The 24,487-nt window shown below is 46.4% G+C and carries 22 protein-coding genes and 1 tRNA gene; 18 read left to right on the top strand and 5 right to left on the bottom strand.

Translation table 11 applies throughout. The features are described 5' to 3' along the window. Positions 1-68: 68 nt before the first annotated feature. Both thpR and L2082_RS00490 read right to left on the bottom strand, forming a co-directional pair. A complete protein-coding gene (gene thpR / locus L2082_RS00485; RefSeq protein ID WP_446009157.1) occupies positions 69-611 on the bottom strand; it encodes an RNA 2',3'-cyclic phosphodiesterase in 543 nt (180 codons plus the stop codon). A gap of 21 nt (positions 612-632) precedes the next feature. Continuing rightward, complete coding sequence (locus L2082_RS00490; RefSeq protein WP_446009158.1) at positions 633-1,931, bottom strand: citrate synthase; 1,299 nt, start codon at positions 1,929-1,931, stop codon at positions 633-635. Between the two features lie 505 nt (positions 1,932-2,436). On the opposite strand from L2082_RS00490, the gene L2082_RS00495 reads away from it, so the two are divergent. Then, positions 2,437-3,108: a hypothetical protein gene (locus tag L2082_RS00495; RefSeq protein ID WP_446009159.1), complete on the top strand. Its 672-nt coding sequence runs from the start codon at positions 2,437-2,439 to the stop codon at positions 3,106-3,108. Positions 3,109-3,197: 89 nt separating this feature from the next. Here L2082_RS00495 and L2082_RS00500 read toward each other — a convergent pair whose 3' ends face one another. After that, on the bottom strand, positions 3,198-4,082 hold the full coding sequence (locus L2082_RS00500) for a TIGR01777 family oxidoreductase (RefSeq protein WP_446009160.1): 885 nt from the start codon (positions 4,080-4,082) through the stop codon (positions 3,198-3,200). Between the two features lie 106 nt (positions 4,083-4,188). Then, entirely contained in the window at positions 4,189-5,466 is a 1,278-nt protein-coding gene (locus L2082_RS00505; protein ID WP_446009161.1) for an APC family permease, read from the bottom strand. Between the two features lie 352 nt (positions 5,467-5,818). On the opposite strand from L2082_RS00505, the gene L2082_RS00510 reads away from it, so the two are divergent. From L2082_RS00510 to L2082_RS00520, 3 genes are all read left to right on the top strand, one after another. Further along, on the top strand, positions 5,819-7,219 hold the full coding sequence (locus L2082_RS00510) for a cytochrome c biogenesis protein ResB (protein WP_446009162.1): 1,401 nt from the start codon (positions 5,819-5,821) through the stop codon (positions 7,217-7,219). A gap of 26 nt (positions 7,220-7,245) precedes the next feature. Continuing rightward, the gene (gene ccsB / locus L2082_RS00515; RefSeq protein ID WP_446009163.1) at positions 7,246-8,106 is read left to right on the top strand and encodes a c-type cytochrome biogenesis protein CcsB; all 861 of its coding nucleotides are present in this window, start codon (positions 7,246-7,248) and stop codon (positions 8,104-8,106) included. Between the two features lie 102 nt (positions 8,107-8,208). Continuing rightward, the gene (locus L2082_RS00520; protein WP_446009164.1) at positions 8,209-8,727 is read left to right on the top strand and encodes a cytochrome c3 family protein; all 519 of its coding nucleotides are present in this window, start codon (positions 8,209-8,211) and stop codon (positions 8,725-8,727) included. 52 nt (positions 8,728-8,779) lie between these two features. Here the strand turns inward: L2082_RS00520 and glyS are convergent, their stop codons facing one another. After that, entirely contained in the window at positions 8,780-10,852 is a 2,073-nt protein-coding gene (gene glyS, locus L2082_RS00525; RefSeq protein ID WP_446009165.1) for a glycine--tRNA ligase subunit beta, read from the bottom strand. Between the two features lie 701 nt (positions 10,853-11,553). Between glyS and L2082_RS00530 the strand changes: the two genes are divergently transcribed. The 14 genes from L2082_RS00530 (at position 11,554) to L2082_RS00595 (ending at position 24,430) form a co-directional block, all read left to right on the top strand. Beyond that, the gene (locus L2082_RS00530) at positions 11,554-12,420 is read left to right on the top strand and encodes an ABC transporter permease (RefSeq protein ID WP_446009166.1); all 867 of its coding nucleotides are present in this window, start codon (positions 11,554-11,556) and stop codon (positions 12,418-12,420) included. A 4-nt stretch (positions 12,421-12,424) separates the two neighbouring features. Further along, positions 12,425-13,765 carry an ABC transporter ATP-binding protein gene (locus tag L2082_RS00535; protein WP_446011343.1) on the top strand — a complete coding sequence of 447 codons (1,341 nt, stop codon included), beginning with the start codon at positions 12,425-12,427 and terminating at the stop codon, positions 13,763-13,765. A 24-nt stretch (positions 13,766-13,789) separates the two neighbouring features. Beyond that, positions 13,790-15,493: a glycosyltransferase family 4 protein gene (locus L2082_RS00540; protein WP_446009663.1), complete on the top strand. Its 1,704-nt coding sequence runs from the start codon at positions 13,790-13,792 to the stop codon at positions 15,491-15,493. Between the two features lie 5 nt (positions 15,494-15,498). Then, the gene (gene ispE / locus L2082_RS00545) at positions 15,499-16,434 is read left to right on the top strand and encodes a 4-(cytidine 5'-diphospho)-2-C-methyl-D-erythritol kinase (RefSeq protein WP_446009664.1); all 936 of its coding nucleotides are present in this window, start codon (positions 15,499-15,501) and stop codon (positions 16,432-16,434) included. A 36-nt stretch (positions 16,435-16,470) separates the two neighbouring features. Next, a tRNA-Gln gene (locus tag L2082_RS00550) sits at positions 16,471-16,545 on the top strand. Positions 16,546-16,581: 36 nt separating this feature from the next. After that, positions 16,582-17,520: a ribose-phosphate pyrophosphokinase gene (locus tag L2082_RS00555; RefSeq protein ID WP_446009665.1), complete on the top strand. Its 939-nt coding sequence runs from the start codon at positions 16,582-16,584 to the stop codon at positions 17,518-17,520. An 85-nt stretch (positions 17,521-17,605) separates the two neighbouring features. Beyond that, complete coding sequence (locus L2082_RS00560) at positions 17,606-18,163, top strand: 50S ribosomal protein L25 (RefSeq protein ID WP_446009666.1); 558 nt, start codon at positions 17,606-17,608, stop codon at positions 18,161-18,163. A gap of 206 nt (positions 18,164-18,369) precedes the next feature. Beyond that, on the top strand, positions 18,370-18,960 hold the full coding sequence (gene pth, locus L2082_RS00565; protein WP_446009667.1) for an aminoacyl-tRNA hydrolase: 591 nt from the start codon (positions 18,370-18,372) through the stop codon (positions 18,958-18,960). Positions 18,961-19,146: 186 nt separating this feature from the next. Continuing rightward, the gene (locus L2082_RS00570; protein ID WP_446009671.1) at positions 19,147-19,626 is read left to right on the top strand and encodes a CarD family transcriptional regulator; all 480 of its coding nucleotides are present in this window, start codon (positions 19,147-19,149) and stop codon (positions 19,624-19,626) included. A 19-nt stretch (positions 19,627-19,645) separates the two neighbouring features. Beyond that, positions 19,646-20,626: an RluA family pseudouridine synthase gene (locus L2082_RS00575; protein WP_446009668.1), complete on the top strand. Its 981-nt coding sequence runs from the start codon at positions 19,646-19,648 to the stop codon at positions 20,624-20,626. Beyond that, entirely contained in the window at positions 20,610-21,290 is a 681-nt protein-coding gene (gene coaE / locus L2082_RS00580) for a dephospho-CoA kinase (protein ID WP_446009669.1), read from the top strand. The genes L2082_RS00575 and coaE overlap by 17 nt, the downstream gene beginning before the upstream one ends. Positions 21,291-21,575: 285 nt before the next feature. Further along, positions 21,576-22,871, top strand: coding sequence for a multiheme c-type cytochrome (seleno)protein ExtKL (gene extKL, locus L2082_RS00585; protein ID WP_446009672.1), 1,296 nt, complete (start codon positions 21,576-21,578; stop codon positions 22,869-22,871). 386 nt (positions 22,872-23,257) lie between these two features. Further along, the gene (locus L2082_RS00590; protein ID WP_446009670.1) at positions 23,258-23,425 is read left to right on the top strand and encodes a hypothetical protein; all 168 of its coding nucleotides are present in this window, start codon (positions 23,258-23,260) and stop codon (positions 23,423-23,425) included. 360 nt (positions 23,426-23,785) lie between these two features. Then, entirely contained in the window at positions 23,786-24,430 is a 645-nt protein-coding gene (locus L2082_RS00595) for an adenylate kinase (RefSeq protein WP_446011297.1), read from the top strand. The last annotated feature ends 57 nt before the right edge of the window (positions 24,431-24,487 follow it).

A 24,487-nucleotide genomic window follows, 5' to 3' on the forward strand; every position in this document is an offset into this window, starting at 1 on the left:
AAGGCCGGAAAAGATATTTTCTTTTCCGGCCTTTTTTATGATCAGTCTGCTACGCATCATCATACACATCAAGCAGGGCTCAGCATGTATTCCTGTTCAACATAATGTTTCGCCCCTTTGGGGCCAAGCACACTCCTGTACAAGGAAAATTGATTTACCTGAACATCTGGGAAATACATCGACATATGCCGGGCAACAAACTCATTTAATCGCTTTTTCGGTGTATTTTTCAGGCGTGCCAAGGTAATATGAGGGGCATATTTCCGTTGCTCCAATGCACATCCTTGACGAACCAGCGCAGAACCTATCTGACGGTGAAGGGTCAGCAGCTGCTCTGATTTTTCAACACCGACCCAAAGCGTATGGGGGCTTTTCCCACGCAGCGGAAACAATCCAACGCCCTGCAGGCAAAGCTGCAAGGCAGGGCAGGATAACTTTCCCAAGGCATCCTGGATATTCCGCATCATTGCCCCATCAACCTCGCCAATAAAATGCAGGGTCAAATGCAGTTGTTCCAGAGCGACCCAGTGTGCTCCGGGAAGACCACAGGCAATCATCCTCAATCGTTCCTGTATTGATTCCGGCATATCAAGAGCTACAAAAAGACGCATACTTTTTCTCGCTCCCCTATCTTATCGTTTGGACATAGGGACAAAGGGACGTGAGGGTTCCCCAATATATACCTGTCGCGGACGACCGATTTTGCTATCAGGGTCTTCCTGCTGTTCTTTCCATTGGGCAATCCAGCCAGGCAAACGCCCCAGAGCAAACATCACCGTAAACATATTCGTAGGAATGCCCAAGGCTCGGTAGATAATACCAGAGTAAAAATCAACATTTGGAAAGAGGTTCCGCTCAATAAAATACTCATCATTCAAAGCGATCTCTTCCAAACGCCGGGCAATATCAAGCAGAGGATCAGAAACATTAAGGGCCACCAGAAGATCATCACAGGCCTCTTTGATAATCTTTCCGCGTGGATCAAAGGTCTTGTAAACCCGATGACCAAAACCGGATAAGCGAAACGGATCAGATTTATCCTTGGCCTTTTCAATATACTTTTTAAAATTATCATTATCTTGATGGATGGTTTCCAGCATGGTAACCACGGCCTCATTGGCACCACCGTGCAAGGGCCCCCAGAGAGCGTTAATTCCAGCAGAAATGGAGGAATACAGGTTCACGCCAGCACTTCCCACCAGACGGACAGTTGATGTCGAACAGTTCTGCTCATGATCAGCATGGAGAATAAGCAGTTTATTCAAAGCCGCAACAGCCTCTGGACGAACCGTATAGGGATAGACAGGCTTATCAAACATCATGTTCAAAAAATTACCGCAATAATTCAAATCTGACCGGGGGTAGACCAGAGGGTGCCCCATACTTTTCTTATAGGTAAAAGCGGCAATAGTGCGTATCTTTGAAATCAGACGAGCCGCTGCTGTATCAAGGGTTTTCAGCGGATCAAGGCTCATTTCTGGATAGTAGCTGCTTAAGCTGTTCACCATCACGGAGAGAATAGCCATAGGGGGTGCATTAGGTGGGAAATGATCAAAAAAATGGATCATATCCTCGTGAATCAGAGCAAAACGTTTCAGTAACTGGCGAAAATTCTCATATTCTGCTGGATTTGGCAAATGGCCATGAACCAAGAGATAGGCAACCTCTATAAAAACGCATTTTTCTGCAAGCTCCTCTATGCCATATCCCCGGTAGGATAAAATCCCCTCTGATCCATTAAGAAAGGTGATATCGCTGGTACAGGAAGCGGTGTTTTTGTAGCCAGTATCCAGAGTTGTATAACCGGTTTTCTGCAACAGCGTTCCAATATCTATAGCTTTATCATTCTCTGTCCCAGTAACCACTGGCAGGGAATATGTTTTTCCCTCTACAGTAAGGATGGCTTCAGAGCCGCTCTTTTCGTTATTCATAATATAAAATACCTCTATGTTGTAGTTTACCTTGTTATGCACCGTTTGGTGCGCAACCTCAACAGCAGCGGATGCAATTCACGGTCGGAGATTGAAAACATAATGCGAGTTTCCCCTTGTTCGGTTACAATCCTGTCTCGCTTGAGACGTGACTGATATGTGACATAATATGGAACAAAATCCCGAACAACTCTATCCGGAACAATCAAAGAGGGGGTAATCCGGGCGATCAAAAAAGAACCTATTACTGTGAGAGCCGAACAGGTAACACGAAAGGGTTTGAGTTATCTGGCACAGAGATGTAAAAAAATATTTTCTTTATGTTAGCAGAGAGGACCATCATACGTATATATCCAGATCCTGCTTGCCAGTTACCTGTTTACTCTGTCGCATAGAACAGATTTTACAGCACTTCCTGAAAAGAATCAAGCTGTATACCGCACCCGGAACACTTTTTCGTATGATATTAAGAAGATAAGCAGGACACGCTGACAGGAAAACTATTATGGATGAATTACAAGAGAAACGCAGGCGTATCCGGGAACTGATGCAATATGCTGTACCTGATAGCCAGACAGCAGAGGCTCAAGACCTTCTCGTTATTTTTCGTGACGATCATTTTGCTCTCACTGTGCTTGATGAATTTTACCAATTTTTACCTGATGCCCAGGAGGACTGGGTAAAGGAATTACGCCTTGTAAGCAGAAAAGAAGGTGTCCTCCTCCTAGCTGCTGTGGCCTCGGTTGATGCGTACCTCTACCTGATTTCCAGTGAAGGCATTGAATTCCACGGAAGTTTGCAGGAAGGTTATCTGGATAAAGATCTCCTGAACTTTTTCGGTTTTTCCTCTGCTGAACACTTCAGTGAACAGGCCATTAATATTGCTCATTTTCCCTTATACGAGCCTGTCCAGACAGACATCAATACCTGTCCGGCCTGCCATGCCATCACTCACGAAGAACATGAGCTGGGTTGCCCGGTAGAAATCTGCCCCTGGTGCGGTGGTCAACTGATCCATTGTGAATGTCGCTTCACGCAACTTGACCAGGAGGAACTGACAACAGAACAGGATGTGATCCGTTTTGAAGAAATCCTCCAGGAAAAAGGTCGGTTGGTCTATAGCCCGGAACAACGCCCCAGTTTTGCCGACGATGGTCCTGGGGTTGAATTCGAATAGGCCGATATTACAGGCAGGAACAGGTCCCCGTGCCTGTCCGATATAAAACGATAGCATAGGGCAAACACAGAGATTTGCCCCGACGGAATTTAGCCCAGCAGCCTTCGCAGAGCCAGGCAAAGCTCAGGGGCAGCAAAGACATATCCTGACTCCTGGAGCTTGCACGGAAACACCCGAGCACTGGTAAAGAGCAACTCGTGCGCCATTTCCCCTAAGAACAAGGATAAAAAGAATTTCGGTACAGGGAGAAAAGCTGGTCGATAGAGGGCACGGCCTAAAGCACGGGTGAACTGTCGATTGGTGACAGGATGAGGAGTAACAAAATTTACTGCGCCATCCAGCTCCTCCTGCTCCATAATATGAGCAATGGCCTGCACCAGATCATGGATACTGATCCAGCTCATATACTGCCTGCCATTGCCAAGAGGCCCACCAAGGCCCAGCTTAAAAAGAGGAAGCATCCTGGCCAAGGCACCTCCTTCCGGGCTGAGCACCATGCCAAAACGGGGATGCACCACTCGAATACCAGCCTCTCGGGCAGGCTGCGCAGCTTCTTCCCAGGCATTACTCACATCAGCAAGAAAACCAGTTCCTTTCCTGCTCTGCTCATCCAGTTTCTCTTCCCCTCGCTCTCCGTAAAACCCTATGGCAGAGGCTGAAATCATGAGGCGAGGTTTATGAGCAGCTGCTGCAAAAAAATCCGCAAGCAGACGGGTCCCCTCGACCCTGCTCCGTAAAATCCGCTCTTTTTTCTCTGCTGTCCAGCGTCCCTGAGCCACATTTTCACCAGCAAGATGGATAACCACATCAATCCTGTCGTCTTCACCCAGCTGAACAATTTTTCGCTCAATATCCCAATACGGAACATGCTCGACATTGCGGTTCAAAGCAAGAACTCTATGCCCTTGTTCGTCCAGCGAACGAGCGACCTCAGTGCCAATTAAACCGGATGCGCCGGAAATAAGAATATTCATATTTATTTACAAGGTGTTAAGTGAAAATATAGCATTCGATTCAGAGAGATAATACTTTAGCCAAAACAGGGACTTTCAGTCCATAGTTCGTTGAATTATTTCTTTGTCATTTGCGACGATTCTTTGTTGCTGCGTAACCAAGTAAAAGCGGCCGTCCAAACAGGGTAATAACCACCAGTAAAATAAGAAAGAGCAGGGCGGGCAGGTCGTTTTGCATCAAGCGAAAAATAAGAGCAAGTGTGGCAAGTGTTCCGGCTGCGGCACCGAACCCGGTCACGATCCGGCTACCTGTTTTCTGAATAAAGGCGAGTCCGCATACGACTGCAAAGGTAAAGAGAAAGGTCAGACTGGCAGCCTCGACAAGGCCAGTGAGCGAGCCTATGGCTGCAAGGACAGCTGCGGCTGCTCCTAATCCGATAACAGCATGATCCGGTATCCCTGCTTGGTTTTTGTGATTCAGTGTTGCGGGTAACTCACCGGCTTGCGAGACCTTGCAGGCAAGGCGGGCTGTGGCAAACAGAGTTGCGTTAATGGCTGATCCTGTTGAAAAGGCTGCTGCCACAGTAACAATGATAAGACCAACTGTTCCAAAGGCCTGGCGTCCGGCAATCGCCAGCGCCACTTCCTTGTGTTCTACAAGCCGGTCTGCTCCGATCAGCATGGCGGTGCCAAGGGCGACAAGTACATAGACCAGGATCACCACGACAATGGCTGACAGAACCGCACGGGGGAGGGTCTTTTGCGGTGTATCAATATCCTCATAATCATAGGTTAATAATTGAAATCCTTCATAGGCCATAAAGACTGAAGCCGCACCGAAAAGGGCCGCAGTAAAGCCCGTGTCCGGCACTCCCCGGGAAAGCATGGCCGGATTCCATTCTGCAAGTCCCCAGCCCGCCAGGCCCACAAGAATAATCAGTTTGAACCAGACAAGAAACATCTCAACACTGCCAGCTTCACCAACTCCCCGGAGATTCAAACCGATAAACAGGGCCATGATCGCTATACCGGTTGCACGGGGAAACCAGGGGCCGAATCCTGTCACATGACCGAGATATTGTCCAAAGGTGAAGGCATAAACGGCATTTGTCAGGACATAGCCGGTGATGAGTACCCATGAGAGGCTGCCTGCAATGCCCAGTGCATTGATCTCGCGAAGAAAGGTGAATGCCCCGCCTCCTTCGCCGTAATGCTCGGCAAGCTTGACATAACTGTATCCTGTGGCCAGGGCAATGAGACCGGCGACAACGAAACTCAGCCATGTCCAGACACCGGCTATTTCCACAACCACGCCCAGGGTTGAAAAAATACCCCCGCCGATCATGCCGCCAACCGCCATGGACCATGTGCCGTGAAAACCAAGTTGAGATTGCGAACCATGCATTAACTACTGTGTTTTCCTCTGAGAAATTCTCCTATATCCCCCACTCGCCCTTTTTCTTAAACACATTATCGGGCAGGCGGAGAAACCTGTCCCTACAAAAAAAAACTTACTTCATTTCGTCAAACTCAGCAACAACATCATCGTCATCGTCATTTCCCGTCCTGTCACACAAGGACAACAGCTCCGTTTTTCCCCTTTTTCATGAGACTCTTCTGCAACAAATCAGCGCAACAGAAAAAAGATTGACAGCCCTCCCCTACCATGCTTCAATACCTTTCAATAAATATTGATATCTTCATTCAAGCACCATTTGATATTTTCTTTAATTTTACGAATAGATTACTCATCTCACATGGCATCAAAATCGAAGAATCCAATCTGGGCATTTCTGGCCTCAGTCAAACTTGCCCTGCTCCTCATAGCCCTTCTTGCTTCAACTTCAATTATCGGCACGGTTATTGAGCAAAATCAAACACCAGAACATTATGTGCAACATAGGGGAGAAGCTGTTGCCAGCGTGATTCAGGCTCTCAACCTTGGTGACATGTATAATTCAACCTGGTTCCTCTGCCTGCTTGGGGCCTTTAGCCTGAACCTTATTGTTTGTAGCCTGGATCGCATCCCCACTGTAATTAAAATTGTGCGCAAGGATAATCTGGCCACAAATCCAGACCGATTGGCTAAGATGAAACTCAGCAAGGAAGAAAAAATCCCTGGTACCCTTGAAACGGCTAAAAAAGAGGTCATGCAGTACCTTCATGAGAAGGGCTGGAAAACAGACAGCCGGGATAAGGAATACGGCACCCTGTTTTTTTCCCAAAAAGGGCCATGGACCCGCTATGGTGTCTACGTGGTTCATCTCTCAATTCTGATTATTCTCCTGGGAGCAGTTATTGGCTCCCCAACTGTTGCCACCAAAATTCTGGACAACCGGGAGTTTGCCTTTAAAGGAGGGATTTCCCTACCAGAGACTGCACAAAGTGACTTTATTTTTTCGTATGCTGATGAGAAAAAAATACCGCTCGACTTTACTGTTCGCTGTAACTACTTTGACATACATTACTATCCAGGCACTTCCATGCCCAAGGACTACCTTTCCAGCCTGACCGTTATCGAAGACGGTAAGGAGGTGCTCACCACAACTATTGAGGTGAATAAACCTCTTATCTATAAAGGCATCACCTTTTACCAATCAAGCTATAATCAAATAGGCGCAGCCATTATCAAACTCCGGGAAACAAATAGTGGCAATGTTCACGTCTTTCCTGTTGACCCGCAAAACTATTCAGTCACCAATACCTGGCAGGAAGGCGAAACCGATGCTATGATCCGTATTCAATCTGCTCGCCAGACTCAGATGCCTAACGGACAAGCAAGCACTGAGATGAAAATATGGCTGATGGATTCTGACGGACCGCCATCCATGTTTCCTTTGATGTATGGTAGCCCGGTCATTGTTGAACGACCAAATGCAAAATATGAACTCACCATTGGACCCCATTTTGCTACCGGGCTTCAGGTTGCAAAAGATCCCGGTGTCTGGTGGGTATACACAGGGTGCGCTCTGATGCTCATTGGTCTCTATATGGCCTTTTTCATGTCGCATCGCAAAGTATGGGCCCATGTTTATGAAAGAGACGGGCAACCTATGGTTCTTTTTGCTGGTCATGCCAATAAAAACACCCTGGGATTCAGTAAAACCTTTTCTTCACTGACCCAAGGCTTTAAGAAACCACAAAACAATCGCGCATAACTCACTACCTTTATCGGAAATATTACATGATGAACAGCTCGCAACTCTTTGGCTATACAACCATACTATACCTCTTGTCAGCAGCTTTTTATATTGGACTGCTTGTTTTCCGTAATAAAAAGGTTGGATTGGTTGGCCTGATCCTTGCCAGTATTGGTGTTCTGGTCCATACCGGGGCTCTTGGTTTACGCTGGCATGAGTCCTACCAAATTGGTATTGGTCATGCTCCGTTAACCAATATGTACGAATCCTTGGTCGTCTTTGCCTGGTGTATCACCCTTTTCTACATTTTGCTGGAGTTAAAATTCAAAGACAACGCAAGTGTGCTGGGGGCCCTGGTTATGCCTCTGGCTGTCACCACGATGGCCTACGCCTCATTCTCAACAGATATTGATCGACAGATCAGCCCGTTGGTTCCGGCATTACAGTCAAACTGGTTGATAGCACATGTGATTACCTGCTTTATCGGCTATGGTGCCTTTTCTGTTGCTGCCGCCATTGGCGTTCTCTATCTTCTCAAACATCTTGCCATTAAACGCAACTTTTCCGAGACAAACATGCTCTCCACCCTTCCTGAACTTTCCGTGCTTGATGATCTGACCCATAAAACCATCATCTTTGGCTTTATGTGGCTGACAGCTGGCATTATCACCGGTGCTGTCTGGGCCAACGAGGCCTGGGGTACTTATTGGAGTTGGGATCCCAAGGAAACCTGGTCTATTATTACCTGGTTTGTCTATGCGCTGGCTCTCCATGCCCGATTCACCCGGGGCTGGAACGGAACCCGGATAGCATGGCTTGCTATCATAGGTTTTATCTCTGTCTTCTTTACCTATTTTGGCGTGAATTTTCTCTTAGCAGGACTCCATAGCTACGGTGCCAGCTAAGAACAGAAAGGACAAGCTCTATAGCGACACAAGGAGTCCATCAGGCAACATTTATCAGACAACATTTTGTTGATCTTTTTATTTTTTACAGGAGGATGTAGCATGAAAAAGGCGTTAATTTCTGGAGTTGCTCTTGCTTTGGTTTGCAGTGCAGGATGTATATCAATGAGCAGCGCAGAAGACACCGCAGAAGAAGTGGATAACGGGCCTGAATTTATTAAAATCATCAACGGAACAGAGACCTCGGTCAATCCTGCCTACTTCCCGCATCGCGACCATCAAACACGTCTGATGGATTTTGAGGACGAAAAGGGACGAAAAAGCTGCGCTATCTGCCATCACGGAAAAGACGCTGACGGCAAACAAGTTGAATATGCTGAGGCCGAGGCGCCAAAGAGCAGAAAATGCCACACCTGTCACAACGACGACGGCATCACTCTTGAAGGAAAAATAACAGGTGTCCCCCTTCCTTTGGCATCACCTATCCAGCGTGCCGGTCACGGTCGCTGTGCAAACTGTCATAAGGATCAGAAAAGCTCAAAAGGCACCAACCTGATGATGTGTACAACCTGCCATAACATGTACAAAGACAAAGTAAAAGAGAAAGAGAAAGACAAATAAGTTTTTCACCCACCGTTAACACGGTGGGATCTATTTCGTCAAGGTGACCGCTTTATTCAACATGCATCCGGGAGATGTCACCCACCTGACGAACCAGGTTTCCTAACCCGGTTAACAGATTTAACCGATTGGCCCGCACAGCCAGATCCTCATCCATCACCATTACATCATCAAAAAAGCGATCCACAGGCTCTTTCATAGTCAGCATCGCAGCCAAGGCTTCGCTATAGGCCCGATTCTCAATCATTGGCCTGACCTGTTCCTGAACAGCTGTACAGGTTGCAAAAAGCTCCTTTTCCGCCTCTTCTGCAAAAAGAGCAGGATCAACCACTGTTTCCTGATTTCCTTTGGTTATATTGCGGATTCGCTTAAAAGAACCTGCTAACACAGCAAACTGTTCCTGATTCCGTATACTGTCCAGGGCCTCCACCCTGGCCAAACAATCGGTTAAGTCATCAAAACCTGCTGAAGTCGCCGCTTCAACCACTTCCTGTTTTACTCCAGAGGCAATCAAGTCATTCTCAAAACGGAAACGGATAAAGGCGATGAGCTGCTCTAAGGTATCTTCTGCCAGAGCCACCGTATCTGCATAGCCCTGCATGGCCTGCTCAGCCAACTCCTGTAAAGAAAGGTGGAGCTTATGATGACGAATGATATGAATCAGGCCTAAGGCAAGCCGCCGCTGACCAAAGGCATCCTTATTCCCGGTGGGACGCTCATTGATGGCAAAACAGCCAATCATGGTATCCATACGGTCAGCAAGCCCAACCAAAGCACCCAGCAAGGAGGCGGGAAGCTGTCCTCCTGCCCGCACCGGTTGGTAATGCTCCTGCACAGCATCAGCAACTGCTGTTTTTTCCCCATCCAGCAGGGCATAATCACGCCCGATGATTCCCTGTAATGAAGGAAACTCTCCAACCATTTCAGTCAACAGGTCTGCCTTGGCAAGCTGGGCTGCCCTCTTGGCCTCCTCTTGCATGTCCGGGGCCAGTTGCCCGGCAAGATAGGCAGCAAGCCTGGTCAGGCGTTCACTCTTTTCAGCCATTGTTCCCAGTTTACGCTGAAAAATAATCCCGGAAAGATCATCCACCCGCTCTGCCAAAGTCCGCTTTTTATCTTCATGAAAGAAAAACAAGCCATCCTCAAGACGAGCCCGGAGAACCCGCTCATGACCATTGGCTGCCATAGCCCGATCTTTCACGTCAGTGTTATTCACTGCAACAAAAAAGGGCAGCAAAGCTCCGCCACTGTCTATCACAGGGAAATACTTCTGATGCTCACGCATGGAGGTAATAAGGGCCTCATCAGGCAGGGCCAAAAACTTTTCATCAAAGCTGCCGCAGACCCCCCAAGGGGTTTCCACCAAATTGGTCACTGTATCAATTAAGCCTTCATCCAAAACAGGTTGCCCTTTCTCCCCTACCCGATCCTGAACAGCCTTTTTCACGGATGCAATAACAGCCTCACGTCGTGCTCCAGGATCAACCATCACATACTTTGCTGCCAAAGCCTGTTGATATTGACCAAAATCCTGCACCGCCACTGGTTCAGGACTCATAAAGCGATGCCCATAGGTGGTTGCTTCAGATTGCACCCCTTCAACAGTCAAGTTGATCACATTGGCATCATAGAGGGCAAGCAGCCACTGGAGAGGACGGGCAAAGGCCAGCGAGCTGTCTGCCCAGCGCATGGATTTTGGAAAGGGAATAGAACGCAGAAGATCCTCCAGCAGATCAGGGAGCAATGCACCGGTCTCCTGCCCCTTAATCTCCTCAACAGCCATCAGGTATTCGCCTTTCCTGGTCTCAATAATCTGGAGATCCTCCACAGCAACGCCACGGGAGCGGGCAAAGCCCTGAGCAGCCTTGGTCGGTTGACCATCTCCATCAAAGGCAGCCATCCTGGCAGGTCCAACATGCTTTTGTCTCCGATCTTCCTGACGCTCCTGAAGTTCATCAATCACCAACGTTAAACGCCGGGGAGTCCCCACTGTACGAACTGCGCCAAAACCCAAGCCCAATTCGAGTAGTTTGGCCTGTGACGCCTTTTCCATAAAACTCAGGGCGGGTTGTATATAGCTGGCAGGTATTTCTTCTGTTCCGATTTCAAAAAGTAGCTGTGTCATTGCTTCAACTGTCCAAGGGATAAGTATTCAGGAAAACGATATTTCCACGATGGAAGTACAACATATATGGTTACTGTCTCACCGTTTGGTCAATAACTTGATAAAACAATTTATTTGCACTTGTTCCTGCTCTTTTTACCTATAATCTCCCCTTCTGGCAATAAGATTAATATTTGCCCGGAGAGGAAAGAGGGTATCCGAGGGAGATAGGAAAATCTATATTAGAAAACAGATGTTCAATGAACTCCCCATTTTCAGGTTTTCAAGGGGGAGCAGGAAAGGGCGAACACAGGGGTTAACTCCTACGGTTTGGGCACCAGTAACCGCTGATGCTTAAAATGATACGCGGGTTCCAAACTTTTTTTACGACCGATGAATGGATCGGGCCATACTCGTAGGATAGATCGAAGTACACTCGTAGAAGGGATCAAAGTGCACTCGTAGGTCAGATCGAAGTACACTCGTAGGTCGGATCGAAATACACCCGTAGGTCGGATCAAAGTACACTCGTAGGTCAAATCGTAAAACGCCCAATAATGATAACATGCCCACATTAACCAGCCTACCGGGCTCATCGTCTGACAAAAAAGTTGCTTTTTCTTTCCTGTTCCTGTAATTATCCGTAACCTGTCTCAGCTATCAAAGCCGATGAGGGATAAGGGCCTCATGGTTCCACCCCTCCTCAGAGAGAGCGATACGCTATGACAGTAATATGGCGGGCTAACCGCATAAAATTGTATAATACCTATCCGCCTGTCTCTTGTAATATGAACAGTCTTTTATCTTTTCTTCGCCTACTCTATGAGCGCCGCCGTCTGATCATTGCAATGGCAACCAGAGAAATACGGGCACAGTATGTGGGATCCTCACTGGGACTCCTCTGGACCCTGATTCACCCCCTTGTGATGATCACCGTGTTCTGGTTTGTGTTCAGTATCGGGTTTAAAGCAAAACCTCTCAGCGATGTACCGTTTGTTGTCTGGCTCACCGCTGGCCTGGCCCCCTGGTATATTTTTTCTGATATTATCAGTGGCTCGACAAATATTATTCTTGCCCACAGCCATTTGGTGAAAAAAACCATTTTTTCCTCCCAGATTCTGCCCCTGGTTAAAATACTGTCCAGTCTGGTTACCCATGCCATTTTTATACTTGTACTGCTTGCCTTATTACTCTTTCAGCAGATGCCGTTGAGTATCTATTACTTGCAGGCAGGGTATTACCTCTTTTGCATGCTCATGCTTGCTCTGGGTATTGCCTGGATGCTCTCTGCGCTGAATGTTTTTATTCGTGATGTGGCCCAGCTGGTTACTGTACTGCTGCAGGTTGGTTTTTGGGTAACTCCTATTTTTTGGGATATTAATATGATGCCCCCTAAAGTGCAGTGGTTTCTCAAACTGAATCCTGTGTACTATATTATCCAGGGCTACCGGGATTCATTTATCAACTTCCAGCCCTTTTGGAGCCACCCCTCGTACACGGTGTATTACTGGCTGGTCACACTTGGAATGCTGGCCAGTGGTGCGTATATTTTCAAGAAACTCAAGCCCCAATTTCCTGACGTGCTGTAAGCCTATGTCTGATTCAGCCATATCGGTTCATAATGTAACCAAAACATATTCGTTGTACCAAAAACCAATCCATCGGCTTTTGGAAATATTCCATCCCTTTGGCAAACAGTACAATACACCGTTTTGCGCTCTTGATACTATCAATTTCGATATAAAAAAAGGAGAGTCCCTTGGTGTTATTGGCAGAAACGGCAGCGGAAAATCCTCTTTGCTCCAGCTCATCACTGGTATTCAGCAACCAAGCGCCGGAACCGTGAAAGTCAACGGTCGCATCTCTGCCCTGCTTGAACTTGGTGCGGGCTTTAATCCGGAATTTACAGGCAGAGAGAATGTCTACCTTAACACAACCATTCAAGGTATTTCTGACGAAGATACGGATGAGCGTTTTCAAAGGATTGCTGAATTTGCTGATATTGGAAAATTTATTGACCGCCCTGTGAAAACCTATTCCAGTGGTATGTATATCCGCCTGGCCTTTGCTGCTGCGGTGAACGTACATCCGGAGATCCTGATTATTGACGAGGCCCTCTCGGTTGGTGATATCTTTTTTCAGCAAAAATGCATGACCCATATGAAAAAAATGATGGAAGATTGTACTATCGTGCTGGTAAGCCATGATATGCACTCTATTGTCAATCTTTGCGACAGGGTTCTGCTCCTGGAAAATGGGCATCTTTCCTTTGATGGGGATCCCAGAGAAGGGGTGAGCCAGTACAGCAAAATAATGCATGATGAAAATTTCAAAGTAGATACACCTGAAATTACCGCCGAAACTCCGTCTGATACTCCGTCTGAAACTGCGAACATCATCTGCTCTTCAAATGCTGTCAGGGAATGTTCAGAACCGGAAGATGAGGTTACCAAAGAATGGATTGCAGTCCCTGCTGATAAACGCTCAGGTGCCAGACAGGCTGTTATAGAAAAAGTACACATAACCAATAAAGGGAATCCCCTTGATGTCGTGCAACAAGGGGATCAGATAACTGTCCAGCTCCTTGTTCATGCTGCCTTGGATATGGATGAAATTATTTTTGGCTATACTGTCAAAGACAGGGTTGGTAATGCTATTTTCGGCGAAAACAGTCTTTGTCTTGATAATCCTGCTCAACATCTTGCAGCAGGATATAATCGCATCAAATATACATTGTACTGGCCGGAAATTTTTCCTGATAATTATACAATCACCTTGGGTATTGGCCAGGGAACTGATCCTTTCCATCACGTTATCCAGTGCTGGGCCCATAATATTATTTCATTGACCGCAATAGCTCCGGGACGCTGTATCCACGGCATGTTTAATAACAAACTGGAGTCGTTGACTATTACACCAAGCTCTGATTCCTGACATATTTCCCCTGTTCCCGTTCTGATGAAGATAGCTCTATTTCTGGGATCCCCTGCTATCAGTGGAGGGACCTATGTTATTTACGAACATGCCTCCCGGCTGCAAAAAAAAGGTCATCAGGTTACTCTGGTGACCAGAGAGCAGGTCCAGGCGGAAGAGTATGCTTGGCATTCATCTGCCCATGGGCTGGAATGGCTGAGGTTGGAACAGGCAAAAAAAAAATCCTTTGACATGGTTCTGGCAACCTGGTGGCAAAGTCCTTTTCTCCTTCATGAGCTTCAGGCTACCCACTATGCCTATTTTGTTCAGTCCATTGAAACCCGTTTTATCCCCCCTGATCCGCTGGGAAACACCATCAAGCAGGATCTCTGCGAAAATACCTACTCCTACGCCCTGCCGATCATTACCGAGGCAACCTGGATTCAGGAGTATATCTATACGAAATATAACAATTATCCTCAACTGGTGCGTAATGGTATTCGTAAGGATATCTATACAGAACAGGGCAAGACTGTGGCCCCCAGAAAGCCTGGCCGCTTGCGGGTCTTAGTGGAAGGTCCGGTTGATGTTACCTATAAAAATGTTCCTGCTTCTATCAGGCTGGCAAAAAAGGCCCGAGCCGATGAAATCTGGCTCCTTACTTCATCGAATATTGATCAATACGATCATGTTGACAGGATTTTTTCACAGATCCCTATTCACCAAACCCCGGCAATCTATCGTTCTTGCGACCTGGTTCTTAAACTCAGTTATGTGGAAGGGATGTTTGGCCCACCCCTGGAAATGTTTCACTGCGGCGGCACAGCTCTGGTCTATGATGTCACTGGACATGACGAATACATTATTCATAACCAGAACAGTTATGTTGTGGAACAGGATAATGAGGAAGAGGTGGTGCGCCTGCTCCGACATCTGAAAGAAAATCCAGATGAGCTGGCACGGCTCAAACAAGGAGCTGCACAGACAGCCTCTGAGTGGTTGGGCTGGGAGGCTGCTGCTGATTTTTTTGAACAAGCATTACTCAAAATAGCCGCCAAACACCCAACAAGCAGAGAGTATCTTAAACGATATACAGAAGAGCTGTTTGCGACGAAAAAATCTCTTCAACACGCCAAGGCATATACTCTTTTTGTTGACCGGGAAAAGGCTGTCTGGAAAGGCAAACAGGCAGATAAAAACAATTTCATGGAGTTTTATTGGGACAGCCAGGGAAACTTTACCCCGGAAAACAGTCAATGTCAATATTACCCCAGCGAAAAACAGACAGCTGTTACCTTTGAACTTGAGGTCAAAGAGGTCCCACTCTGGCTCAGGATAGACCCCAGCGTACAGATCGGTATTCTTGAGATTGAATGTATCACAGTGCATAACAGGACACAGGATATCGAAGTAATGACCTTTCAGGAACCCGATGACTTTCAAACCCTTTTCCTGACTGGTGACGCCAAATGGCTTTTCCCGGACAAAAAAAATATTATCTTTTCATACGGAGATGACCCCATACTCCTTTTACCTGTTATAACAGAAGATCAAATGGCTCCAGGCGAAACTCTTGCACTCAGTGTCACAATAAAAGAAACCGGAATACAACAATTTTTGAGGACACATCAGCTTTCTTTCCCTGATACGTCACTTAATAACGAGCTGGCCCAATCCAGATGGAAGCGTATTGCAATCGCAAAGGCAACATCCCTGAAAAACAGATTTCTTCATGCGTTGCAACGGTGATTGCCATGGAACAACAAACCACTCACATCAAACTCCGGGCTCCTGCCAAGATCAACCTTTCCCTAAAAATCCTTGGGAAACGAAAGGATGGTTATCATGAGCTTGAGACCCTGATGCAAAAGATTTCCCTGTACGATGACCTTAAACTGCGCCTTACAGCAGAACCTGGCATCCGCATCCAGTGTCCCAATGCAGACCTTCCTGATGATACAGATAATATTGCTGTCCGGGCTGCCCAACTTTTTCTCAAGGAAACCGGCAAGGAAGACCAGGGGATCCATATTGTCCTCAAAAAAAATATCCCCATAGCAGCTGGTCTGGGTGGTGGCTCCAGTGATGCCGCTGCTGTCTTGAACGGGCTTGATCAACTACTCAGCACAACATGTTCAACAGAACAACTGGCAGAACTCGGCGGACGCATAGGTTCTGATGTCCCCTTATTTATATATAATTTTTCAGCAGCTCATGCCACAGGCAGAGGGGAACATCTTGTCCAGGCACCGCCGTTGGCTGACTACCGTATCCTACTGGTTAATCCAGGCATTCCTGTCTCGACCAAATGGGCCTATGCAACTTTTTCCGCACCAGAGAGAAAAAATACATTGACAGAAGAGCAAAAAACGTCTATTTTCTTTTGCTCTGAAAAATGCAGACAGCAAGCTGTTTCAGGGGGTGGGCAGAAGTTTCGTGTCCCAGAGGATCTGCATAATGATCTTGAACGCGTGACAATACAACGTCACCCTGCTCTTCAGGATCTCAAAAACCAGTTGCTTGCCAATGGAGCAACAGGGGCTATGATGTCTGGCTCAGGCTCAACCGTCTTTGGCCTTTTTCACCAAGACGATGTGAAAAAGGCTGAACAATGCTATAGCCTGCTCCAACAAAAATATGATCAGGTATATCTTGCTTCTCCTCTTTCAGAAGACAGAAAAAAAAGATAATACAGTAAGGTCAAAAAATACTTTGAAAAAACAGGATGGGGCGTCGTCAAGCGGTAAGACACAAGGTTTTGATCCTTGCATTCGGGGGTTCGAATCCCTCCGCCCCAGCCAGCTTTCATAGAGGCATGACATAGAGGTTCTGAATAAATGCCAAATATAATGAAGGTATTCACCGGAAACGCCAATCCCGAAATTGCTCAGGAAATCTGCAATTATCTCGACATGCCGCTGTCAAAGGCGGAAGTCAAACAGTTCAGTGATGGCGAGGTTTCTGTCGAGATAGGGGAAAACGTACGGGGTACTGATGTTTTTGTCATCCAGCCGACCTGTACGCCGGTTAATGATCATCTCATGGAATTGCTGATTATGGTGGATGCATTGCGCAGGGCATCTGCCAGACGTATTACTGCTGTTCTGCCCTATTACGGCTATGCTCGCCAGGATCGGAAAGTTCGCCCTCGTGTGCCCATTACAGCGAAAGCTGTGGCTGAGATGTTAATGGCAGTGGGAACCAGACGGGTGCTGTGTATGGATCTTCACGCAGGACAGATTCAGGGGTTTTTCAATATCCCGGTGGATCATCTTTACTCTGCTCCTATTTTACTGAAGCATATCCGGCGGAATTTTGAAGATGTGGTTATGGTTTCTCCAGATGCTGGCGGAGTGGAACGAACCAGAGCCTTTGCCAAACGCCTTAATGCGCACCTTGCTATTATTGATAAACGCCGCAAACGGGCCAACGAATGCCAGGCCATGAATGTTATCGGTGATGTCAACGGCAAGACAGCTATTTTACTTGATGACATGGTCGATACAGCAGGCACCTTATGTAGTGCTGCTGCGAAATTAAAAGAAAACGGAGCCAAGGAAGTTCATGCCTGTTGCGCCCATGCTGTCCTTTCCGGGCCAGCTATTGAGCGAATTAATGACTCACAGATAAAATCATTGGTTGTAACTAACTCCATACCGCTTGCTGATAAAGGGGAACGTTGCAATAAAATCAAAGTACTATCTGTCGGTGAATTACTTGGTGAAGCTATCAGTCGCATCCATTCGGAAGACTCGGTCAGTTATCTCTTTGTGTAACCTGTCTGCTGTTCGGTTGCCGTTCCGGTATAAATTTTCCAAACTCTAATTTTGTTCTATCTCTTATAAAAGGAAGGGGAGTGATATGATTCAGGTTGATATTCCGGCTGCTGCTCGGACAGTTTTCGGAAAAGGTGAATCACGGCGTCTTCGTATGGATAAAAAGACACCAGCAGTAGTATACAGCAAGGGAGAGGAAGCACTTCCCTTGCAATTTGACGAGACAATCCTGTATAAAGATCTGCTGTTTATACATGGGCGTAATGCAGTAGTCACCCTGAAGGTTGAAGGGGACACTACTGAACAACGCCATGTTCTGATTCGTGAAATCCAAAAAGATCCAGTTCAGGAAAAGGTACTTCATGTTGACTTTCAGGAGATTGATCTTGAGAGCACCAGAAAATTCAACGTTCCCCTGCGCTTGACTGGCGTTGCCAAAGGTGTTGATATGGGTGGTGATCTGAATGTTCCCAAACAGAGTATAGTCCTTCAGGGACGTCCTTTGGATATTCCAGATGAGATCACCACTGACATTACTTCTTTGGAGCGTGGCGGCGACGGGATCCACTGTGGTGACTTGCCAATTCCTGAAAACGTAAAGATGCTGGACAATCCATCAGATGTTTGTGCTGTTGTTTATTAAGAGGACTTCAGGCGTCGAATTGATCAATATTTGATCAATATTAGACCAGAACCGGAAGAAAGCCTCCTTTCTTCCGGTTTTTTTATACAACCTGGCAAAAGGTTATAAAAGGCTGTTCTCCTTCTTTTTTCTTACCGTCATTCTCCCTCTCTTCCCTCTCATAAAGCAGAGTATCAAACATTTTCGCACCAAAGGACCAGGCTGTTATGGCTGATACCCATTATCTTCTTATCGGGCTCGGTAATCCAGGAATAAAATATGAGCTGACTCGTCATAATGCAGGCTTTCTAGCTGTAGATGATTATGCTGATCAACAACGCTGCACCCTGAATAATAAAAAATGGAACGGGCTCTATACTGCCCAACGCATTAACGGTCAACGGGTCATCCTCCTCAAGCCCCAAACCTTTATGAATAAATCCGGGGAAAGTGCGGCCCGCTTTGCTGATTTTTATCAAATCCCCCTGGAAAATATCATGGTTATCTATGATGATCTTGATCTTCCCAAAGGAAAAATAAAAGTGGCAGCAAAAGGAGGCCCTGGTGGACATAATGGAATCCGTTCTCTGATCCAGCATTTGGGTTCCTCTGATTTTGCCCGCCTGAAAATAGGCATAGGACGCCCGGAACGTGACGAACAAGGACGCGGGATACCTGTGGACCGTTATGTGCTGGGCAATCTGAACGATGAAGAACTTGCTCTGTTTAACGAACGGCTTGCTCTGATTCACGAGGCTCTTGATCTCTTCCTGCAACAGGGAGTGGATAAATGCATGAATATGATTAACGGACGTTGAATACCGTCTCAACATCCTGTTGTTGGAGCACTGACACTATGTTTTCTTAACAAAAAATAAACAACATCTGAACAACACCTTCCTTGCTTTGCTAAAAAAGAAAAACTATGGTATTATGGTCATTTTCAATATGTATTCAATTTGCAGTCAGCCGGAGTTGTTATGAGTAAAGGCAAGGGGAAAACTATGTTTGCAGCAGGTGATATGGCAGTATACCCTTCACATGGCGTGGGCCACATTGAAGATATTGAGGTGCAAGCTATAGGCGGTATTGATCAATCGTTTTATATTCTCAAGATCCTTGATAATGACATGACGATCATGATCCCCACAGCAACCAGTGAAAATGTTGGACTTCGACCTATTATTTCCAAAAATGAGGTCAAAAAGGTCATTGATATCCTCAAAGATCGCGATATAAAGGTCAGTGCCCAGACCTGGAACAGGCGATACCGCGATTATATGGAAAAAATAAAGACCGGTTCTGTTTTTGAAGTTGCAGTGGTGCTCCGTGATCTGCTCCTGCTCAAAGGAGATAAAGACCTTTCTTACGGTGAACGTAAGATGATGGACACGGCAAAGAGTCTTTTAATCAAAGAGATTTCTCTTGCCAAAAAGATTGAAGAAGAAAAAGTGGCAAAACAAATCGATAAAATTTTTGTCTGATTTTCTTGCTTGCAGGATCATGTTGCCCTCCTCCCTGGCTCATTCACAGCACCGAATCCAATCCAGAGAAAACGGAATACGCCTTGATCATTATCTGGCCCTCCATTATCCTGATCATTCCCGTTCCAGCCTGGGGAAATACATCCGTTCTTCCCATATCCTTGTTAACGATAAAACCGTAAAGCCAGGATACCGTCTGCAGCGTAACGATCTTATTGCAGTAAATTTTCCGCAACTGAGCCAGGAAAACGAACAGCAGGCCCAGCATGTTGATTTTGATGTCCTCTATGAAGACCAAAACCTCCTGGTCATCAACAAACCACCAGGATTAGTGGTCCACCCGGCTGCTGGCCATGCTGACCAGACCCTGGTTAATGGTTTGCTTCACCGCTATGCTGATATTGCTGATATGGCTCCCCTTGAAAGCGACCGACCAGGCATTGTCCACCGGCTCGACAAGGACACCTCAGGGATCATGCTGGTGGCCAGGACCAAAAAAGTACAGGCCATGCTCTCAGCAGCTTTTAAGGAACGCAGGGTTTATAAAACCTATCATGCCCTGCTGGTGCGTTTTCCCACAGTCCCAAAGGGACAGAGCAATGGACAACGTACCGGGCGCATAGTTGCCCCTGTTGGCAGGCATCCGGTTCATCGTAAAAAAATGGCTATTCGCTCTGATGGACGATATGCAGCAACGGTCTGGAACATCCTGGAAACCTTCCCAAACAGCCTTTGCTTTGCAGAAATAGGCATTGAAACTGGCCGTACCCATCAAATCAGGGTTCACATGTCTTCGCTGAATGCCCCTGTAGCAGGCGATACCCTCTACGGCGGTAAGCTTGAAAAAAAACTCAACGTAAACGCAGAGCGACAATTGCTCCACGCCTCAACGCTTTCCTTCACCCACCCCATAACTGGCAAAGAATGCGAATTCACAGCGCCGTTATGGCCGGATATGCACAAGATACTTACCCGACTCCGAGATGCTTCAACAGCATGAGAAGCCACAGCACGTCATTGGGATTACTGGTGGGATTGGATCAGGTAAAAGCAGTGTCTCTTCTTTTCTTGCCCAGCACTACAAACTGCCGCTGATCAATCTTGATCAACTCTGCCGTGTTCTTCTCCAACCCCAGCAAGTGGGCTGGCTGGCCCTCCGCACCCTCTTACCAAAGACATATTTTACTGCAAAAGGAGAACTTGACCGCCAGTATTTTCGTCAACAACTCTTTAGATCCCCTGATCTACGGACCCAGGTTGATGCAACTCTCCATCCTCTTGCACGCCAGGAAATGAACAAGCAAATAGCCCGTTTTCAGGGGTCGGTCCTGGTCGAGATCCCCTTGCTCTTTGAAGCAGGTTGGCAAGAAGATGTAGACTTGATCCTTGTTGTCTTTGCAAAAAGCAAAGTACGTATACAACGTATCATAGAGCGAGATCATGTTAGCGCACAAGAAGCACAAGATGCCCTTGCTGCCCAACAATCTCTCAGGAAGAAAGCAACAGCAGCAGATCATGTGATTGATAATTCCGGGCCTTGGGAACAGACCTGTACTGAAATCGAACAACTTATCAACAGCAATGCCTTTGCAATAAACTCCCATCCCTCCCTGTGTCAAAGGGCAACAAAACTTGAAAAAAACCACTTTTCATCAAGATATTAAAAAAACATCGTATTTATTTTAATACGTAATGCTCAGAACAATTTTTTTTCTTTTCAAACATTTTTCACTTTTCATTTTAGTACCACAGTGTAATATATGTATAGTCAAATATATATTCAGATCAGATTATTATCACTTAACAACTTTATTTAACTTTCGAACAAGAAGAAAGGAGGACAAAAATGCAGCAGCTGAAAGGAGGTGATATTCAGGCTCTATGATCAAGTTGGATTGAAGTTATTTTTTTTCTTAATACGGAGGAAAACAAGTATGAAAGCAGTTACCATGCTGTTTCGGACAAGCTTGATACTTAGCTGTATTATGCTGTTCGCACACCCCCTTGCGGCCCAAGAAGGCAAAAAGAAAGTCAGCAAGAATCCCCATGCTGTTGTCACAAAAGAGGCAAACACTATTGACGAACTCGTCGATATTCTGGACGAGAAGAAATGTGCCGAATGTCACCCTGAAATCTATAAAGAGTGGAAGGAGTCCTGGCATGCCAAGTCTGTCACATCTCCTGGTTCTATAAAAGGTATTCATAATTTCCTTGCCATCGGTCTCCCTAAAGAATGGAAGAAACCGATAACCAAGGCCGAGGTGATGAAATGTTACGACTGTCATGCCCCGGTGATCCAGTACGCTTCTGAAAAACTGGCCGTTGAAATCGCTGAGAAAGTCATTACAGCCCATAAAGAGAAAGACAAACCAGCTGGGAAAAAAGCGGAAAAAGAGCTGTCCAAGCTGAATGTCGGCTGTGTTTCCTGTCATAATCTGAAGGCCACCTCTGTTGCCCGTGGCCTACGCGGAGCCCCCAAAAAAGGTGCCATTTACGGCCCCACCGGTGCAGATAGCGACGGTGCTCATGAGACCATCAAGACCGTTGACATTACTCGCTCGGTCATGTGTATGCAATGTCATGGCAAGTACAAAGCACCAGACGGAGAGACCATCCAGTGTAATACCCTATCCGGCAGTTTCCAGAACGCCTACCAAAGTAACGGCGGTACTGAAACCTGTCAGGACTGCCACATGGAAAAAAATAGCAAGACTGGCAAAAAGAGCCATCTTATGCCTGGCGGTCATGATCTGGACATGGTGAAAAAAGGGCTCGGACTCAAGGTCAACTTTGCACAATATCGTCATCTTCCCGGCAAAATAAAGGGCGTAAAAAATGATAAAGCCTGGGTACCCAGTGCTGTGGTTACCGCCTTTGTGGAAAACAAGGCAGGGCATCGTATCCCGGACGGCTGACTGTGGTCAGGCAAAGTGGTCCTGGAAGTGACCGCACGAGATCTGTATGAAAAAGACCCCAAGAAACAAGTACTCTACTCTGCGCAGAAAACCTGGTTTGAAATCGGCCTGGATATGGACCGGGATATGCGCTACGGTGCCTGGCAGATTAAAGAAATCATTGATCTGACCTTGCCTCCGATGCAGACGCAGAAGGTCGAACACCTGATGCATTTTGATTCTGATACCGAAGAGGTTGAAATCGAAGTGAAGCTGTTGTATTACATAAGCGGTGGAAAAGGTGATGTAATCTTTACAGAAAAGGAACAGTTTACCTATGAAATCGACTGATTCTTTTCTTGAGCAGATGCATTGTTAAACTGCTGAATCCTTGAGGGCAAGACGAACCTTTTGTTGGTCTTGCCCCTTCTTTTTGCAAAATACTCACGCCTTCCCTCCCCTCAATGTTTACATAAAAGTAACAAACCATACATTAGTAGACTACAGCAAACCATATTGACCAATTATTAAACAAAATATCTTTCCCACCAAGAAAAGTCATCCCTCTTTGCACTTCTATATTCCTTAGAAATTTCAACAAAAACAAGATAATAGTCAAAATTCGTTTACCTCCAAGAAGAATGGCACATTCATTGCTAAACAAAACACATAACGCCAACAGATCTATACAACACCATCTCTTTAAATGCACTGTTGACCGGTGAAGGAGCAGCTAAATGAACAGAAAAACTCTGATACTCATCATCCTCATTACTTTAACTCCGACCTTTGTTGCGGCTGCCAGCCCATCTCTTGAAAATACTCTCCAGGGACATCTCAACTATATTTGGAATTTTCTCGCAGCAGCGTTCATATTCTTTATAAAAAGCCGTGGTATCATGTAAAAATCCCCCTTGTGCTATGAAGAGGAAAAGTTCTGGAGCACGACAAATGCAAATATCCTCTCCTCTTGATTGTCCTCTTCATTTTCCTTTTCGTTCAGACTTATTGCCCCAATAGGGCTTTCTTCCCCTGCTTATCCTGAAATTTCATCATCCCTTGCATATTTTTCCTACCATCAAGGGCAAAGATAGTGTAAGGTGATCAATTCTTCCTTGAGGAGAGTTAATCCCTCATCTTCAACAGAACTTCAACAGAAAAGCAGCACACCATAACGAGAAGCTCCAGATGATGCTTTCTCCAGGCCAGCTCTGCTTTATCAGTAATCATAAGAAAACATTACGAATATTTTAAGGAGAATACCCATGAAGCTTATCCTTCTTGGTGCGCCCGGTGCAGGTAAAGGAACTGTTGCCAAATTATTGACCGCTATTGACGGTTCTGTCCAGATTTCCACTGGCGACATCCTGCGCGGTGCTGTTCAGGCCGGAACCGACCTGGGAAAAGAGGCTGAAGGCTATATGAAACGCGGTGACCTGGTACCTGATTCTCTAATCATGGGGATTATGGAAAAACGCCTCCAGGAAGACGACTGCGCCAAGGGTTTTCTGCTGGATGGCTTTCCCCGTACTATTCCCCAGGCTGAAGCCCTGAAAGAGTTGCTTGCCAAACTGGACATAACTCTGGACAAGGCTGTCAACATTGACGTACCCAAGGACATCATTCTGGATCGTCTCTGCACCCGCCGCACCTGCGAAAACAGTGATTGCCAGGCTATCTATAATGTTAAATCCAATCCGCCCAAACAGGAAGGCATTTGTGACAAATGCGGTTCCAAGGTTATACAGCGCGAAGATGAAACCGAACAGGCCATCAGCCACCGTTTAGCCACCTATAATGAGAAAACTGCTCCGCTAATCGGCTTTTATGAGAAAGAAGGATTGCTGCTCTCTGTTGAGGCCACTTCCAGCGATGCTGTTATTGAGGCCGTCAAAAAATTGAGTCTGTAAAGCTGACCCCCATCCTGTAGGGGCGAAACCCCTGTGTCCGCCCTTTTTCACACCGGG

Source organism: Candidatus Electrothrix sp., from assembly GCF_052785085.1.

Excerpts from the sequence above, each read along its gene's own strand:
- thpR (WP_446009157.1), bottom strand. The coding sequence starts at position 611 with ATGCGTCTTTTTGTAGCTCTTGATATGCCGGAATCAATACAGGAACGA.
- L2082_RS00490 (WP_446009158.1), bottom strand. The coding sequence starts at position 1,931 with ATGAATAACGAAAAGAGCGGCTCTGAAGCCATCCTTACTGTAGAGGGA.
- L2082_RS00495 (WP_446009159.1), top strand. The coding sequence starts at position 2,437 with ATGGATGAATTACAAGAGAAACGCAGGCGTATCCGGGAACTGATGCAA.
- L2082_RS00500 (WP_446009160.1), bottom strand. The coding sequence starts at position 4,082 with ATGAATATTCTTATTTCCGGCGCATCCGGTTTAATTGGCACTGAGGTC.
- L2082_RS00505 (WP_446009161.1), bottom strand. The coding sequence starts at position 5,466 with ATGCATGGTTCGCAATCTCAACTTGGTTTTCACGGCACATGGTCCATG.
- L2082_RS00510 (WP_446009162.1), top strand. The coding sequence starts at position 5,819 with ATGGCATCAAAATCGAAGAATCCAATCTGGGCATTTCTGGCCTCAGTC.
- ccsB (WP_446009163.1), top strand. The coding sequence starts at position 7,246 with ATGATGAACAGCTCGCAACTCTTTGGCTATACAACCATACTATACCTC.
- L2082_RS00520 (WP_446009164.1), top strand. The coding sequence starts at position 8,209 with ATGAAAAAGGCGTTAATTTCTGGAGTTGCTCTTGCTTTGGTTTGCAGT.
- glyS (WP_446009165.1), bottom strand. The coding sequence starts at position 10,852 with ATGACACAGCTACTTTTTGAAATCGGAACAGAAGAAATACCTGCCAGC.
- L2082_RS00530 (WP_446009166.1), top strand. The coding sequence starts at position 11,554 with ATGACAGTAATATGGCGGGCTAACCGCATAAAATTGTATAATACCTAT.
- L2082_RS00535 (WP_446011343.1), top strand. The coding sequence starts at position 12,425 with ATGTCTGATTCAGCCATATCGGTTCATAATGTAACCAAAACATATTCG.
- L2082_RS00540 (WP_446009663.1), top strand. The coding sequence starts at position 13,790 with ATGAAGATAGCTCTATTTCTGGGATCCCCTGCTATCAGTGGAGGGACC.
- ispE (WP_446009664.1), top strand. The coding sequence starts at position 15,499 with ATGGAACAACAAACCACTCACATCAAACTCCGGGCTCCTGCCAAGATC.
- L2082_RS00555 (WP_446009665.1), top strand. The coding sequence starts at position 16,582 with ATGCCAAATATAATGAAGGTATTCACCGGAAACGCCAATCCCGAAATT.
- L2082_RS00560 (WP_446009666.1), top strand. The coding sequence starts at position 17,606 with ATGATTCAGGTTGATATTCCGGCTGCTGCTCGGACAGTTTTCGGAAAA.
- pth (WP_446009667.1), top strand. The coding sequence starts at position 18,370 with ATGGCTGATACCCATTATCTTCTTATCGGGCTCGGTAATCCAGGAATA.
- L2082_RS00570 (WP_446009671.1), top strand. The coding sequence starts at position 19,147 with ATGTTTGCAGCAGGTGATATGGCAGTATACCCTTCACATGGCGTGGGC.
- L2082_RS00575 (WP_446009668.1), top strand. The coding sequence starts at position 19,646 with ATGTTGCCCTCCTCCCTGGCTCATTCACAGCACCGAATCCAATCCAGA.
- coaE (WP_446009669.1), top strand. The coding sequence starts at position 20,610 with ATGCTTCAACAGCATGAGAAGCCACAGCACGTCATTGGGATTACTGGT.
- L2082_RS00590 (WP_446009670.1), top strand. The coding sequence starts at position 23,258 with ATGAACAGAAAAACTCTGATACTCATCATCCTCATTACTTTAACTCCG.
- L2082_RS00595 (WP_446011297.1), top strand. The coding sequence starts at position 23,786 with ATGAAGCTTATCCTTCTTGGTGCGCCCGGTGCAGGTAAAGGAACTGTT.